This window comes from Rhodobacter sp. 24-YEA-8, assembly GCF_900105075.1.
GTDB lineage: Bacteria > Pseudomonadota > Alphaproteobacteria > Rhodobacterales > Rhodobacteraceae > Pseudogemmobacter.
In genome coordinates, this window is record NZ_FNSK01000001.1 from 1,527,726 (window position 1) to 1,542,686 (window position 14,961).

The following is a 14,961-nucleotide window of genomic DNA, read 5'->3' on the forward strand; positions in this document are numbered from 1 at the left end:
TAGAGCCGATCCCTCCGATACATCTGATATGTAAAGGTTCGGCTTACTCGGCCGCCTCCGCAACGGGAAGCACCGAAATAAAAGTGCGGCCCTTGAGGCCCTTGCGGAATTTGACTGCGCCTTCGGCAACCGCATAGATCGTGTGGTCACGGCCCATGCCAACGCCTTCACCCGGGAAGAAGGTGGTGCCGCGCTGACGCACGATGATGTTGCCCGGAATGACAGCCTGGCCGCCATAGAGTTTCACACCAAGGCGACGACCAGCCGAGTCGCGACCGTTGCGGGACGAACCGCCTGCTTTTTTCTGTGCCATGGGGGATTACTCCTCTGCAGCAGCGGCCTTGCGGGCGCGCTTCGGTTTCTCGGCAGCTTCCGGAGCAGCCTTGGCAGCACCCGGGGCTTCATGAGCGGTGCGGCGCGCATCAGCGGTACCGGTCGCAGCTTTGACGCCCGACTTGTCAGCGCCAGCGGCGAGAACTTCGGTCACGCGAACCAGCGTCAGGTGCTGACGGTGGCCTTTGGTGCGCTGCGACGAATGCTTCCGGCGGCGCTTGACGAAGTGGATGGTTTTCGGGCCTTTGATCTGATCGATCACTTCGGCCTGCACAGCGGCGCCGGCCACGAAGGGCACGCCGACGGTGCTGTCCACCATCAGGATTTCGTTGAACTGGATTTTTTCACCAGCGACGGCATCAAGCTTTTCCACGCGCAGAACGTCACCCGCCTGCACTTTGTATTGCTTGCCGCCTGTTTTCAGGACCGCAAAGGTCATAATCTGTCTTCCTTCATTGCCCGCGTCCTGTGGCCCCTCTGACCCTTTACCGGGTCTTTGGTGTTCATGGGTTCCCCCGCCTTCGGACAGCGCATCCGTCACCGGATGATGTTCAAAAAGAATCCGCCCCTGGATTCGCACCCTGGGGAAGATGTGCGCTTATGATCTGCATCAGGCATCGCGTCAAGTCATTCAGCCGGCGCGGCCCGGGCCCGACAGGTTTGCTTCCGTCCCCTGCCCGTCCCGGATCGGTAGGTTCAGATCCGCGCGCCGCGCAGCACCTGCCCCGCCTCGTGGCCCAGCTCCTGCATCACCACCCGGAAGGTTTCACCATAAGCGGTGAACAGCGCCTGGTTCAGCGCCCTGCCGCTCTCGCTTTTGCTGAAGGCGAGGAACTGCTCCAGCTCGGCGTCACTGAGCGGTGCATAAGCCTCGGTCATGAAGGTCAGAAGCCAGGAGGTGGTGCTGGCCCGGATCTCGGCCTCCTGCGCCCAGACCTGGGCCATCCGGTCGGCTTCCGGCAAGCGTTGCTCCGGCGGCAGCGTGGCCGCGAGTGCCTCGTTGAACGCCGCCGATCCGGTGAGACCCGAGGCGACATTCCCCTCGATCAGATCCGAAGCATCAATCAGATTGCGGATCAGTCTGAGCCTTGGCGCACGCGCATCGCGCAGCTTGCCTGCAGCGACCTCGGCGGCCTCCTTGCTGTCCGGTTCCAGCAGCGTCTCGCGTGCCGCGATCTCGCGCGCCACAATGGCCTTGCCGGTCGGAGACGAAAAGAACGCAACCGCATCGGCCAGAACCTCAGGCCTGCCCGCCAGCGCCTCGCTCATCGCCTGCGAGAATCGCGCCCGCAGGACGTCGGGCTGATAGATCCGCGCCACACTGGCCTGCCAGCGAAGACCACCCCTGCCCCCGAGCAGGCCCTGATCGAGCCCCTCGCCATATAAGTGCCCCTCGCGCGCGATCACCCCGAACAGCGCGCCGAGACCGAGGCTCTCCTCAAGAGCCGCCAGAGTCGCGTCCTGAGCGGCCGCGTCCTCACCGCCAGTCTGGTCTGTCAGCGCCTGTCCGGTGGGGGCCTGATCGATGGGCGCCTGTTCGGTGCCCGCCCCGTCACGCCCCTCGGCAAGCGCCGCAAAATCGGCGCCCGGCATGGGCAAGACCGCAATCAGCGCAGCGAAAGCTGCCGCATGCGGCCAGCTTCGGGACGGATAAGCCGCGCCCTGGTCCAGATGCCTGACCGCCAGACCTCGCCTTCCCTCATTGCGCTGCATCCCGCTTCTCCCGTTTGCCGGTTTCAGATGCAGCCTAAGCATGGCCAGGTCAGAGGCCAAGTGGGGGATCGCTCAAACCTGCGTGCGCGGCCCGCGCCGGGTCAGCAAACCCTGCGCGACGCAAAGACCGCCTGATCTTTCACAGGGCGCGCGCCATCCAACCCGGCCGCTGCCAATTTTCCGCCCTGAACACTCATCCCGAGAAAAATCCTGTCGAAACGGGCTTGCGCTTCCCGAAACACGAAGCTAAACCCCGCCTCCATAGACGACCCCCAGAAAGCGCGGAGAGGTGCCGGAGTGGTCGATCGGGGCGGTCTCGAAAACCGTTGTAGGTTTGCGCCTACCGTGGGTTCGAATCCCACCCTCTCCGCCATTTCACATTTGCTGTGGGTAAACGCGCCTAACGCCTTGAAGGGTAAGGACGTTTTTGGGGTTCGAAACCCTGTTTCCGGTGCATATTCCAGACGATCACAAAACGCCAGTTTCAGCACTAATTTTTGGCACTCGATTCTGCCAAGATTCCATATTTTTGAAGGGTTTGCGAGGAAACCGAAGGCGAGTTCGAACAATTCCTCAAAGGTACCATGTCGCTGAGTGCAGTTCAGGCGCTTTTCCTCAAACGCGATCTTGCTGCGTTCAAGTGTGCTGATCCGCTTCTCATAGGCCTTCGTCACCGTACCCGATGTGGCTTCAACGATCCTATCAAGCAACGCTTCAATCTGGGTATCAACCTTGGCGATCTCGCGCTCATAAGCTTTCGTCATCGCCTTGGCCTGCACAGTGAGCTACTCCCCGATGCTTGGACAGTTTTCGAGGATGTTTAAGCTACTGCCTGTGCCTGCCGGTCGGTTTCGATGCTGTTGAAGTAGACCACGGCGGGGGGCAACCCGCCATGGGCAGTGTGTGGCCGCCGATGGTTATAGAAGCTGACCCAGGATCCGATTGCGGCCTTTGCCTGAGACCCGGTCTCCCAGGCATGCAGATAGACGCATTCGTATTTCAGGGACCGCCACAGGCGCTCGATGAAGACATTGTCGATGCACCGCCCCTTGCCGTCCATCGAGATGCGGGTTCCGACGCGTTTCAGCCGATCTGTCCAAGCGAAGGACGTGAACTGGCTGCCTTGGTCAGTGTTCATGATTGTGGGCGCGCCGAACCGGTGGATGGCCTCGTTCAACGCCTCGACGCAGAAGTCCGCTTCCAGGGTGTTCGATATGCGCCAGGCCAGAACTTTGCGCGTGAACCAGTCCATGATGGCGACCAGATACAGAAACCCCCGCCGCATCGGGAGATAGGTAATGTCGGCGCACCAGACCTGACCGGGGCGATCGACCCGCAGCCCGCCCAGCAGGTAGGGATAGGTCTTGTGGCCCTTTCTCGGCTTGCTGGTGTTGGGCTTCTGGTAAATCGGCATCAAACGCATGAGCCGCATCAGCCGCCGGATGCGCTTCTGGTTCACGCCGTGCCCCTCGTTTTGCAGATGCCAGGTCATCTGCCGGACGCCGTAGAAGGGCGTATCCATGAACTGCCGGTCGATCAGCTGCATCAGGCCGAGGTTCTGATCAGTCTCTCCAGCCGGCTCGTGGCAGAACGACGAGCGCGAGATCGACAGCAGGCGGCACTGCGCCCCGATCGACAGTGCAGGGTGGTCCCGTTCGATCATCCCACGCCTCACTTTCCGCTCCACGGCTTGAGCTTTCGTGACAAAAAATCGTTGGCGACAGCCAGCTCCCCGATCTTGGCGTGCAATGACCGGACCGTCTCTTCATCCACCTCCGTCGCGGGCTTCTTGCCGCCGCGCTCGAAGATGTCCGCAGCCCCGTCGAGCAGCGATTTCTTCCATTGATGGATCATCGTCGGATGCACGCCGTATTCGGCCGCCAACTCCGACACAGTGCGCTCGCCCTTGATGGCCTCAAGTGCCACGCGCGCCTTGAAGCCCGCGTCATGGTTCCTGCGTTTTCGCATGCCTGATCTCCTCGTCCGTGGAGACCAGCAAACGTCAGATCGTAGCTTCCGTCACTGTCCGATTTCCGGGGAGTAGCTCAAGCGCTTGCGCTGACAGGTGACAACATCAACGCAAGTGACGGCACCATAGCTGTGCGCAGCCTGAAAAAACGCGGTGCCTTCATCGTGCGCGAAATCCCCGTGCCCGATCATATCATCAATCAACTGAAAAGTTTGAGCGGGGCAGAAGATGCCCTGCTCTGGACGCTCTCGCGCAGCCGTGCATGGTGGCTGATAAAGGCCGTCATGCAAGACGCCAAAATAGGCGCAGGCCCTCACGCCACACCGAAGGGCTTGCGCCATGCCTACGGGGTACACGCGATCCGTTCAGGCATCCCCATTACACTTGTGCAGCGCTGGCTTGGTCATGCCAGCCTGTCTACAACCGCTATCTATACCCATGTGCTGGGGCATGAAGAACGCGAAATCGCCAGCCGCATGTGGTGAGCTAGAATCCGATTGCAATGGCATAGGCCGCAACCGCACCGCCCACCGCCAAGATCTTGAGCGCCATGAATGTTGCAGAGCGCAACGCCAGCCTCACCAAACCCGTTCTGGCAGGGCGCACTGGCAGCACAATCTCGCGCGGAGGTAGGGTATTCTGCGCCGAAGGTGCTACGGCTCTATTCTGGGCAGGCGGCGGGGGCGTTGCCAGTACGTGCTTGAAGAACACCGCCATATCCCGCTGTGCAATCTGCGCACGGGTGAGCGGCGGTGCATGATCGCGGTGCGGATCGAATTTTTCCGCAAGCACAGGATTAGTAAAATACAGGGTGCGCTTTAGTGCGACAGGTTGCAGGCCAGAGATCAGCGCCAACATGGCGGGGTTCTGGCGGCTACCGAACAACCGCCCTACTTCATCCGGCGTCAGCGACGGGCGCTTGTGGAAGGTTTCACTAGCACCCTTGGTGTTCCCCTCACTGGTGCCATGTGTCGTGCTGCGACTCTCACCGCGTGACCAGCCTTCGCTGGCACTTCGGGAATCCCCTAACGTGAAGCTGCCGTTTTGCCCGAATGATGCAGAGCTGGACGAGCCAATCGTGCGATTGCCGGAATACCCCCGTTGGGTGCCGTGGCTTTCACTCTGGCTGCGCCCCTCGCTATGACTATAGCTTTGTGCCCAACGGCGCAGTTCCATATCGCCAATCATCTTGGAAACATATTCGCGTGTGAAATTGTCATCATTCCCGAAGAACAGTTTCACGCCCGCATTCGCCACCATGGTTTCCCAGTTGTCTTTATACACGTCCTTCAACTGCGCCATGTTTTGCGACACAAACATCATCTTCACGCCATAGCCCGCAATTTGCGCGGCTGCGTTCTCAATCACCTTCATGCGCCCAAGCGCCGGAAACTCATCCAGCACCATCAGCATAGGGTGTTTGGGCGGAACGCGCACACGGGCGCGTTCCATTTCACCCAAGATCAACGTAGTCATCATGCGCAGCCAGCGGTAATGACTGCCCATGAAACGCTGCGGCAGACACAGGTACGGACTGGTGGGTGCGGTCTTTAGATCAGATAGCTGGAAGCTCGATCTATCAAGGCAGGAACGCAGCGCAGGGCTGTCCAGAAAATCTGTGTTCGTCCGCGCCACTTGCAACGCTGACATCAACGTTCGCGGCGAAGCCTCCAGCAATTCTTGCAACATCGCCCCGTGCTTTGCGACCACCCCGCCAAACGCGCCGTTGTGTCGCATCCGCGCAAACAGCAGACTGATACCGCTGGGCAGTTCTTCCACACCGTTACGCTCAAGAAGGCGGCGCATTTCATCATCGCCTGCCAGAAGTGCATGGCGCAGGGTCAGGAGGTTTCGTTGATGATCGGCATAGCTCCGATCACTGGCGACGTGCAGGATCAGCGCTTTGATGATGCCTTTGGCCGTATCATCAAAGAAGGAATCCCCACCCCCTTCGCTGACGATCAAGGCATCCGCCATACGCGCCGCATCGTCCACCGCCTCGCGCTTGCGCGTCAGGATCACATCCAGCGGATTGAACGCTGCCCGCATATCCGCAAAATCATCGCCCCCCCCCCGCACCACTTCGCCAAAGGGATCAAGTATCAACACACGCTGTCCCAAGCCCGCGCTATAGGCAGATCCCGCCCCGCGTCTGCGGGCAGTGACCATAGCGTTTTCTCCCTTGGGGTCGATCACCACTACCGACCCCGGCCACAGGCACAAATTCGGCACGATTACAGACGCGCCTTTTCCCATGCGGGTGCCGCTCACCAGCAGCACATGGCGGTCATCACGGTATCCGGCAGGTTCGCCTGCAAGATCACGCGACAACCACAGATCACCCGTGCGAAACCGGAAAGCACCCGCAGCGTCTAAATTGTGCCACGCCGCCGTGCCGAGCGGGATATGAGATGCATCGGTGTTTGTGACCGCACCGGACATGGAATGTGCCACGCCGTGCAGGGTAGGCAGATTGACAATGCTATTGGTCATGGTGTTTTCCCGTCTCAAAGGTCGAGATCAAAGCCACGTTGTTTGGGGGTTCTGGGGCGGGAAGCATCGGGAGCTTTCTTCGCATCCAACCCCATTGCCCGCGTCAGGCGCAGCATCTGGCCTATCTTCGCAGCAAGTTTCATACGCTCTTGGCGTTGCTGGGTTTTAAGATCAGCACGGCGCTGATGCAGCGCCGTCATGTCTGCGGCCTGCACCTGATACAGCCCTTCCCGCTGGCTGCGGTCACGCTGGTATGCCGCGACCGCTTCACGGCCATTCTGCGCCCGCGTCTGTGCCGCCCGTCCTGTGATAAAATCCAGCACGCCTTTCAGGCCAGAGCGTAAGCGTTCGGCCCGCTCTTTGGATTCCGCCTGCCAGCGCTGTGCATGGCCGCGCTCCAAGCGCAACCGTTCCGCACGATGCTCGCGCACCAACTTGGCGCGTTCATCCTCAAGCGGTTTCAGGGCGCGGCGTTGTTCTTCACGCGAGGATTTCAGATGCTCTTTCAAACCCGCTGACAGCTTGGCTTGGGTCTGCGCTTTCGTATCTTCAACGCTAGGCAAAGCATCAGGACTACCAAGACGGGCGGTTACGTCCTTGGTTTTCACCCCCGTCATGCGGGCGACTGAATACACCTCACCATGAATATCAACCGCGACAAAGCCACGCCGATCACCTCGCGCCAGAAAATATCCGCTATCCTCAAGGGCTGCCTTAAAGCTTTGTTGGTTGTCCGATCCGATCCAAGCTTGCTGAAATACCTGTTTGATTTCACGCGGATCAAGGTCGATCCGCTGCGCTTGCTGCCATTCAGCAAGTGTGAAGTTGAGAGGATTTTTCCAGCCCTTTTCGCGGTAACCTTCCGACAGCTTCCAGCCATGTTCAAGATACAGGTCTTTGGACAAGGCGTTGAGTGCGGTTTTGAAATACGGCAGATTCACCGCCTTCAAGCTCTCGGCATCAATACGCGACCACACCACATGGGCGTGCCTGCGCCCTTTCTTTTCATGGATCACCACGGCGCGAGGCTGGCCGACCAGGCCGAGCTTGCGCTCAGCTTGGTCAGCCGCCGCCATGAGATCATCAAGGCTTGCGTTCCCGTCCTTGGGTGGGTTCAGGCTAAGTGAAAACAGGAACTGCTTGCACCGCGTACCCTATCCACCGCAGCAAAGCCTCATTATCGGGAATCTCTGAAAGCTGACGACAAAGGCGTGCTGTCCGAGATAGCACAACGACCGACTTCATGACTTACTCCCGGGCGATCTATGCGAACAAGCTCCGGCTTCTGGTGGCGATCGCATAGAGAAAGATGGGGCCGAGGCTCTTGTCGGTTATGCGGCCGACGATCTAAAGGCGCGCGGTCTGGTGCCTGACGTGCGAGAGCCGAGCTGCTGCGTTCGCTGGCCGAAGTGCAGCTCGAAGCATTGAACGCCCTCCAGGAGCGCGACGAAGGCAAGGTCAAGGTCAGCGCACCGAGCTTGCCCCTCCTGACCGAACCCGATCCCGAGCCGGTCGTCATGTCACCCGGTACCCGAGGCACCGGGACAACCTTCTCTGATGTTCTGTCAGCGCTCCACAAAGAGCGCACCGCTGGAGCGTTATTTGTCGCACAGGCAGCTTGCTCTTCCTGCCTCGTCATTCCACCACCCCAGCCGGGCGGTGTTTCCTGAGAAGGTTTTACTTTTTCCTCGCTTGTCGACGTGTTCATAGAGGGTAACCCTGCATCCGGGGCCCATCTTGACCGAACCTATGTCATCGTTCCAGCGCCTGGAAAACACTTCGGTATATTGAAAACTATGTCCATTCGTGGTGCTTCTGTATCCGGGGTCATCGGCTGCAATAAGCATCATTCCTGAAGTCAAAACATATGACCGCCCTTTAAAATCCTTATGCTCGAATACCTGGCAGCCATTTTTCAGACCTGGCGTTGTTTCTGCATGCACAGGCAGAGACAGAAAAGATATTGTGGCTGCCACAATCCAGGGAAGTGATTTTATTTTTCCGATCACATCAGATCTCCGTTGTTTTAAAGTGACAATGTCGACATCGCTCCGGACGGCATCAGTACTTTGCGATTGACAGAGGGGATCTCAAAACCCAGCCACGCTGACCGGAAGCCGTCTCGACATAGCAATAGCCGTTCCGGCACAAGTTCGATTTCAGCATATGCAGAGGCTGTCCGACTGGAATAACCGTAATCACTTCGTCGTGTTTGCTTGGGCCTGACCGCAGGTTGAGCTTGTTCTGGGAAACGCCATAGCCGACAGAATCAATACGGTCTGGCAAGGGAACTGTAATGTCAGTAGTCCCATCTTTCAGGATCCAGCCTCGGATGCCTCCCGGTCCCTGAACCAGGCAGTATCCGTTCATGCAACTGGATATGTTCAGGAACACGAACTCACTTCCTTTGGGGAACTCACCAAGTTTCGTGTAGGACTTACCCGGCCCATTGCGAACAGCCAGAAGTTGCGTTGCTTCACCCCGAATGCCGGGCATGCTTCCGCCACGCCCCATAAGTTGACTCATTGACGCGGAAGGGAGACCTGCCACGACCGCGAGGATAAATATGGCCGCACATATTCCGCCAAATCGCATAAATTTTCCTTTCACATTTCTGACAGGGTGGTGTTTGGTCACCAGAATTCACCGCAATCTTCAAAAAACAAATGATGACGAAAGGGTTTTTTGCGCACCCGCAATGATTGCAATATAGGGAAATATTCAAAAATTACGGCATACATTTAATATTTTCTATCCGAAACGTGAATGGGGTCGACCCAGGGCGTGCAGCGATCATATGCGTTACAATGACGTCAACATGACATTGATCGCTGCTGATCCGATACCCCTGATTTATTTCCTCTATTGAGCTGATTTTTCGATCATTCAGGGCAGTTGAAATGTATCTGTCATCGAGGATTATTTTAATGACCTTTGCGCTGTCGCTGTATCCGGTGATGGCTGCCTTTGGCGGGGTGTGCATGGCAAAGGTCAGGGCGATGACAACTATGGTTCTGACGAGGCTGCGTTGCGCGCCTTTCAAGCCCGGATTGGCATCTGCCACGCGGCCGCTACCAAAGAAAGTCCGCCCATCCGGCAACCATATTGCGTTATTTTGTGCAGGATCCGACATCCCGGACAGCCCTGTCGAAAGATGGGCGCCGATACTGCAAGGCGTTGGCAGAGGGCAGGTGAAATAATTCAAGATCATATGCCTCTCAGCGACGGGATGTCCTTTCCGGATCATTGCGGCCCCAGCCGGGAAAGCATCCACCAAATGGTGGATGTGACTGAAAATATTTCCTCTAAAATCTGCGGCCGGTTGGATAATTACGCTTTAGGAGTTCCCATGAAGACCCGGTCCATCTTATCTGTTGCGCGCGCCCTGACATCCTGCCTGTTTGCCAGCCACCTTATGACGACAACGGCCGGTGCGCAGGAGCTGCCACAGTTGCTGGACTTCTTTTCCATCGCGACTCCGACCGAAAAGACACCCCGGATCGACAATTATGACGAGACCTGGATGATCACCGGCCCGGTCTCTGATTCGCTCACGAAAGCGACCGAGGGCGAGAACTGGAAGCTTCTCGAGGGGCGGATCATCTATGCCTATTACCGCTTCGCGCCGGGCGACAGCGCACTGCAGATCACCCGCAGCTTTGAGGCGGCGGCGAAGGATGCCGATTATGACGTGGTCTTCTCTTGCAACTCCGAACGTGGCGACTGCTTTACCAGCGGCGACAAGGTGCCGGGGCTCTATGTCGGTCTGTTGCTTGATAAGCCGAACAATATGCCCGCGCTGGATGCGCTTGATATGCAGATCGTTCGCAACCTTTTCCAGACCGGCGGCGCGCGGCTGCTCTATCTGACGAAAGGCACCGGCGAGAATGTCATCCATATGCAGGTGGCGCTTGCCGATACCCCGGAAAAGGGGGTCATGGCGATCACCAAGACCGTAATCACCGGGGATGAGCCGGGGCTGACCGGCGCCACTTCGATGCGCGACAAGCTGGTCGCCGGGGAAAACGTTACGCTCGACAATCTGCTGTTCGATACGGACAGCGCCATCCTGTTGCCGCCATCGCGCGAACAGGTTTTCGAGATTGCCATGATGCTGCGTGATGATCCTGCACTGAAGCTGGAGATCATCGGCCATACCGACAGCGATGGCGGGCGGCCACATAACCAGGGACTGTCAGAAAGACGTGCAGCGGCTGTGGTCGATGCGCTGGTCAATGGCTTTGACATCGAAGCCGAGCGACTGACCTCCTCCGGGCGGGGCATGGATGAGCCGGTGGCAAGCAATGCGACCTCCGCCGGAAAAGCCAAAAATCGCCGTGTAGAACTGAGGTTGCGCTGATGAGCCGGACCATGGCCCTGCTTCGGAACCGTGCGCGAGCCTGGACAAAGGCCGCGGCACTTGCCGTCGCCGCTTTTTCTGTCACGCCTGATCGTGCCGAGGCGGTCATGATCTATTTCTATTCCGAGAACCATTGCCGGGGAAAGGTGCGTCTGACCACCCAGTTCCGGGCGGTGAACGGGATCCGCGGCCATGGCCTTGGCAACCTGAATGATGAATTCCGCTCGGTGAAATTCGTGACGGATTACCCGGAAAAGGCAGATATCGCCGGCGGTTATCTTGCCGTTTACGATGACCCGGAAGGCCGCCCTTCCGTCGATGACGAGGCCCATATCTGGATCAAGGATATCCGGCTTTTCCCGCCCGGCGGATTTTGCGTTGGGACATTCGAGAACAACCTCAATGGCGCAGTCAAAGTTGAATACAGGCGCAAGAATGGGCTCGACGGCAAGGTTTCCTACTTTGTGATGGAATGCAGGGACAGCTGCCGGGAAAGCGTCGATCCTCCGACCGAAAACAGCGGCGCGCCGCCCCGAAAAGAGCTGAAGCTGAGAGACTGGCCGCGGTTTGAGGATCGCGTTTTCAAAGGTGGCAATTTCCCGAAACCCTGAACTGCCCCCGTTTTGCCTGACCACCGGCAGCGTTCGATTTTTCTTGCCAGAAAGCAGAGCCCAGGGATCAATATGGCGGGTCTGACCAGGATTTTGCCATATGGACTTACATATTTCCCCGGAACGCCTTTCTGCTCTGATTGCCAGAATCTATGACTGTGCCCTTGATCCATCCCTCTGGCCGGATGCGATGGGCGCGATTTGTGACGAGCTTGATCTTCGCACCGGTGTTGTCAGTCTGATTGATCTGGGAACGGGCCAGCCCCTGCTGGCCTCTGCCACCGGGTTTGATCCCGCCTGGCTCGGGCGGCTGCACGAATTCTCGGACGGGCTGGTTTCGCTTTGGGGCGGTGAAGCCGTTGTGCGGAACATGCCGCTTGAGGAACCGGCGGTGCTCTCAGCGGTCAATCCGGTTGCGATTTCCGAGGAGAGCGCTGATCCCTTTCATCTCGGTTTCAATCAGCCTCAGGGTTTTGTCGATGCCATTGCCGTGGGGCTGACACGCGATGAGACCATGCTCGGAACCATCGGCTTCAACCGTCATGAAAGCCACGGCCTGGTCGGCCCGCGCGAGATCGCGATCATGCGGCTCCTTGTGCCGCATCTGCAACGCGCGATAGCCGTGAGCCGCGTGCTGGAAATGCAGCAAATCCGTCAGACCAATCTGGAAACCGCACTGCACGCGATCCGTGCTCCTCTCTTTATGATCGACAGTGATCTACATCTGCATTTCCACAATAGTGCGGCGGAAAAGGTTGTCGCAGATAGCGGCATCCTCAGGGTGGTCAATGGCACGCTTATATTGACGGACCCGGAGGCGCAGCGCCGGGTCAGAAAAGCGCTGCTTTCGGTCGGCGCATGCGATGATCCCGCAAAGGCCAGCCCCTTTGGCACGGCCTTCACAGATGCTGAAAATGCGCCATGGGTCGCGCATGTCCTGCCGATCACGGGCAGGGCGGGATCGGCAGGCGCGCAATACATGCTCTTCCTCGCGGGTCCGTCACTGCGAGAAGGGTCAGCTGCGCTGGAAGCGCTCGCGTCTCTTTACGCACTGACAGGCGCAGAGACGCAGGTCTTGCAACGGCTTTGCACCGGTCAGTCTGCGAAGCAGATCGCTGAAGATCTTGGCATCGCGCTCAGCACCCTGAAAACCCACACATTGCGGATCTATGAGAAGACAGGGCTGCATCGCCAGGCGGAGCTGGTCGCGCTGGCCCGTGGTGCGCTGGCCCCGGTCTGAACAGCACAATTCGGCCCGTCGGAAGGTGATCGGGTCGTGCCCCCGACCGGGCGACGTCGGCCAATGCCCCCGCGCAGCCTCGCCGACTGCCCGCGGTCAGGCGAGTGACGCAGTCCTAAAGCGCGGGCCAGAGAAGGCGCCTTGTTCAGTGCCATGTAACAGACACAGAAGCCTGACCTGCTCAGCGCAAATGCTTCGCCCCGACGCCACAGGTGATACCAGGTGGCCTATGCGCACCGCCACGACGCGCCATTCCAGTTTCTGATCGGCTTCCTTTGCGAAATACTGTTCAAGGAAAGAGCAGCAAAGGAGCGCAAAAGTGAGTGGAAGGACTGGCCCCCCGCTCCAGCGTACGAGCAGGGCAAGGTGCAGCGTTTTATGTAGTAAAATGCCCAGCAGCACGAAACCAGAGGTGCCTTGGCAACAGGAATACAGCCAATATATCACTTAAAATCAGCTACATAACAATCTATGTTTCTGAAGTTTTGGCGGATGAGGTGGGATTCGAACCCACGGAGGGTTGCCCCTCGCTGGTTTTCAAGACCAGTGCCTTAAACCACTCGGCCACTCATCCGCATGCGCGTTTCAGGCGGGGTCACCCCGAGGCGACGGTTGCCCGCCCGATCACGCAGGTCTTGCTTACTGACTGCTGAAACAATTTCCAAGCTGATAATGTGAACTCGGCCTCCGACCTTTTGCCAGACGGCGCCTCCCCCTGGCGCATCGCATGGGCGGGCAGCTGTGGACTGAAGGTGCGGCCATCACTCGAGGATAAGCAGATCCGGCAGGACGGCGTCAGGGCATCTGCACCTTTTATACTACTTAAGCATATGTATTTCATTATAAAATACACAGAACCCCAACCCCCTGCCAATCTCCGCCAATCGTGAAAGGCAGGGCCGCCTCGGCTCTTTCCATAATGGGGGGCTCTGGGTATACTGACGCGCAAAAGAGCAGACAGGCAACGCAGACAGACATTCCCGCAAGCGGGACGGCCGGCGACAGGACCGACCCGTTCCGGGTGCGGGATGAGGGATCCCCGCAAGGTGATGCCCGTTTTTCTGTGATCGCCTGAAAAACAATTTAAAAGCGCGGCATTCGAGACCGCGTATGGCGCGTATGAGGGCGGACATGAGCAGATGTGAACAGCCAGCCGATCCGGAGTTGAAGGCTCCCGTCGGTTTCCCGGCACTGCGTGGCGCTGGCCGGCCGGCCGGTGCGCCGGTAAAGGGCGGTCTGGCTGCAATGGGGCGGATTCGCACGGCCCTGCTTGCCACGGGCGCATTGCTGGCGCTTGCCGCCTGCGAGCCCGGGACCGGACCGTTCACATCTTCGCCCGGCGGCAGCGCGGCGACAGCATCCGCCGCGAATGCCGCGAAACCGAAACGGTCAACCACGATCGTCGAGCGCGATGTCGAAGCGCCTCAGGTCTTCCAGGTCACCGAGGAGGCGCTCTGGGACGGGCGGCCGTCCTTGGGCGGCGTCTGGGTCGCCTCGCCGAATGTGACCGACCCCGAGCGGGTGATCATGCGCAATCAGGCCAATGGGAAATTCGTCATCGGCGCGCTTTTCAGGCGTGAGGCCGACAATCCCGGGCCGAAACTGCAGATCTCGTCAGATGCGGCTGATGCGCTCGGGCTCCTTGCCGGGCAACCGGCAAAGCTTTCAGTGACGGCCCTGCGCCGCGAAGAGACGCAGCAGACCGCGCCCGGTCAGCCGGTGCTCGACAGCAATGAAAGCCTCGCTGTCGCGAAGGCTCCGGTAACGACGGGTCCGCTGGATGGTGGTGGCGTCACCTCGGCCGCCCTGCCCGCCGCCGGCGCAACCGCTGCGGTAGCCCCGGTACAGGCCGGTACCAAAAAGACCAAAAGCCAGCTGAAACGCGAGGCGGAAGAGGCCGCAAAACAGGCAGATGCGAGGCTTGCAGCCGCAGAAGCCACCGCTGCCGCAGGCGCCGGCACGACAGCGGGTGCGGTCGCGGCACAGCCTGCAGCCCAGGCTGCTCCCCCTGCCCCCGCGCCGGCCGCCACCAAAGGCCGGTCGATCCAGATCGGCTTCTTCTCGCAAGAGGCCAATGCCACCCGCGCCCAGGGCCAGCTTGCAAAGGCCGGTGTCACCGCCCAGATCCGCAAGGAAAGCTCGCAGGGCAAGGATTACTGGTCGGTCTTTACCAAAGGCGATTCTGCCACGCTGAAGAAAATCAAATCCGCCGGCTTTGCCGATGCCTATATGCTGAAATAGG

General features: G+C 59.1%; 13 protein-coding genes, 2 tRNA genes and 3 pseudogenes. 7 read left to right on the forward strand and 11 right to left on the reverse strand.

All coding sequences use genetic code 11. The features are described 5' to 3' along the window. Positions 1 to 43 precede the first annotated feature (43 nt). The 3 genes and pseudogenes from rpmA to BLW25_RS07585 form a co-directional block, all read right to left on the reverse strand. Positions 44 to 313: a 50S ribosomal protein L27 gene (gene rpmA, locus BLW25_RS07575; RefSeq protein WP_092897840.1), complete on the reverse strand. Its 270-nt coding sequence runs from the start codon at positions 311 to 313 to the stop codon at positions 44 to 46. An 84-nt stretch (positions 314 to 397) separates the two neighbouring features. Continuing rightward, positions 398 to 772, reverse strand: a pseudogene (gene rplU, locus BLW25_RS07580) (50S ribosomal protein L21); the annotation flags it as partial. 257 nt (positions 773 to 1,029) lie between these two features. Beyond that, on the reverse strand, positions 1,030 to 2,046 hold the full coding sequence (locus BLW25_RS07585; RefSeq protein WP_171909504.1) for a DUF2059 domain-containing protein: 1,017 nt from the start codon (positions 2,044 to 2,046) through the stop codon (positions 1,030 to 1,032). Between the two features lie 283 nt (positions 2,047 to 2,329). Between BLW25_RS07585 and BLW25_RS07590 the strand changes: the two genes are divergently transcribed. Next, positions 2,330 to 2,419: transfer RNA gene (locus BLW25_RS07590), tRNA-Ser, on the forward strand. A gap of 447 nt (positions 2,420 to 2,866) precedes the next feature. Here the strand turns inward: BLW25_RS07590 and BLW25_RS07595 are convergent. Further along, positions 2,867 to 4,014: pseudogene (locus tag BLW25_RS07595) on the reverse strand (IS3 family transposase). Positions 4,015 to 4,104: 90 nt separating this feature from the next. Here BLW25_RS07595 and BLW25_RS07600 point away from each other — a divergent pair. Next, positions 4,105 to 4,500 carry a tyrosine-type recombinase/integrase gene (locus tag BLW25_RS07600; RefSeq protein ID WP_394328445.1) on the forward strand — a complete coding sequence of 132 codons (396 nt, stop codon included), beginning with the start codon at positions 4,105 to 4,107 and terminating at the stop codon, positions 4,498 to 4,500. A 1-nt stretch (position 4,501) separates the two neighbouring features. Here BLW25_RS07600 and BLW25_RS07605 read toward each other — a convergent pair whose 3' ends face one another. Together BLW25_RS07605 and BLW25_RS25500 are read right to left on the reverse strand one after the other, a co-directional pair. Next, complete coding sequence (locus BLW25_RS07605; RefSeq protein ID WP_092897848.1) at positions 4,502 to 6,508, reverse strand: type IV secretory system conjugative DNA transfer family protein; 2,007 nt, start codon at positions 6,506 to 6,508, stop codon at positions 4,502 to 4,504. Between the two features lie 14 nt (positions 6,509 to 6,522). Next, a complete protein-coding gene (locus BLW25_RS25500) occupies positions 6,523 to 7,125 on the reverse strand; it encodes a hypothetical protein (protein ID WP_394328426.1) in 603 nt (200 codons plus the stop codon). A gap of 148 nt (positions 7,126 to 7,273) precedes the next feature. Here BLW25_RS25500 and BLW25_RS25505 point away from each other — a divergent pair, with 148 nt between their 5' ends. Continuing rightward, the gene (locus tag BLW25_RS25505) at positions 7,274 to 7,366 is read left to right on the forward strand and encodes a zinc finger domain-containing protein (RefSeq protein WP_394328427.1); all 93 of its coding nucleotides are present in this window, start codon (positions 7,274 to 7,276) and stop codon (positions 7,364 to 7,366) included. Between the two features lie 26 nt (positions 7,367 to 7,392). Here BLW25_RS25505 and BLW25_RS25510 read toward each other — a convergent pair. From BLW25_RS25510 to BLW25_RS07620, 4 genes and pseudogenes are all read right to left on the reverse strand, one after another. Continuing rightward, positions 7,393 to 7,641, reverse strand: a pseudogene (locus tag BLW25_RS25510) (relaxase/mobilization nuclease domain-containing protein); the annotation flags it as partial. Between the two features lie 465 nt (positions 7,642 to 8,106). Continuing rightward, positions 8,107 to 8,517 (reverse strand): hypothetical protein, encoded by a 411-nt coding sequence (locus BLW25_RS23925; RefSeq protein ID WP_143040466.1) that lies wholly within the window; start codon positions 8,515 to 8,517, stop codon positions 8,107 to 8,109. Positions 8,518 to 8,569: 52 nt separating this feature from the next. Next, entirely contained in the window at positions 8,570 to 9,103 is a 534-nt protein-coding gene (locus tag BLW25_RS25310; RefSeq protein ID WP_092897852.1) for an SH3 domain-containing protein, read from the reverse strand. Between the two features lie 133 nt (positions 9,104 to 9,236). Then, a complete protein-coding gene (locus BLW25_RS07620) occupies positions 9,237 to 9,719 on the reverse strand; it encodes a hypothetical protein (RefSeq protein WP_171909505.1) in 483 nt (160 codons plus the stop codon). Positions 9,720 to 9,857: 138 nt separating this feature from the next. Between BLW25_RS07620 and BLW25_RS07625 the strand changes: the two genes are divergently transcribed. The 3 genes from BLW25_RS07625 to BLW25_RS07635 all read left to right on the forward strand — a co-directional run bounded on the left by BLW25_RS07625 (position 9,858) and on the right by BLW25_RS07635 (position 12,719). Continuing rightward, positions 9,858 to 10,868, forward strand: a complete 1,011-nt coding sequence (locus BLW25_RS07625; protein WP_171909506.1) for an OmpA family protein — start codon at positions 9,858 to 9,860, stop codon at positions 10,866 to 10,868. A gap of 11 nt (positions 10,869 to 10,879) precedes the next feature. Further along, a complete protein-coding gene (locus tag BLW25_RS07630) occupies positions 10,880 to 11,479 on the forward strand; it encodes a hypothetical protein (RefSeq protein ID WP_143040469.1) in 600 nt (199 codons plus the stop codon). Between the two features lie 100 nt (positions 11,480 to 11,579). Beyond that, positions 11,580 to 12,719 (forward strand): helix-turn-helix transcriptional regulator, encoded by a 1,140-nt coding sequence (locus BLW25_RS07635; protein ID WP_092897860.1) that lies wholly within the window; start codon positions 11,580 to 11,582, stop codon positions 12,717 to 12,719. A gap of 486 nt (positions 12,720 to 13,205) precedes the next feature. Here the strand turns inward: BLW25_RS07635 and BLW25_RS07640 are convergent. Further along, positions 13,206 to 13,293 (reverse strand) — tRNA-Ser (locus tag BLW25_RS07640). A 557-nt stretch (positions 13,294 to 13,850) separates the two neighbouring features. Between BLW25_RS07640 and BLW25_RS07645 the strand changes: the two genes are divergently transcribed. Next, positions 13,851 to 14,960: an SPOR domain-containing protein gene (locus tag BLW25_RS07645; protein ID WP_253188279.1), complete on the forward strand. Its 1,110-nt coding sequence runs from the start codon at positions 13,851 to 13,853 to the stop codon at positions 14,958 to 14,960. The last annotated feature ends 1 nt before the right edge of the window (position 14,961 follow it).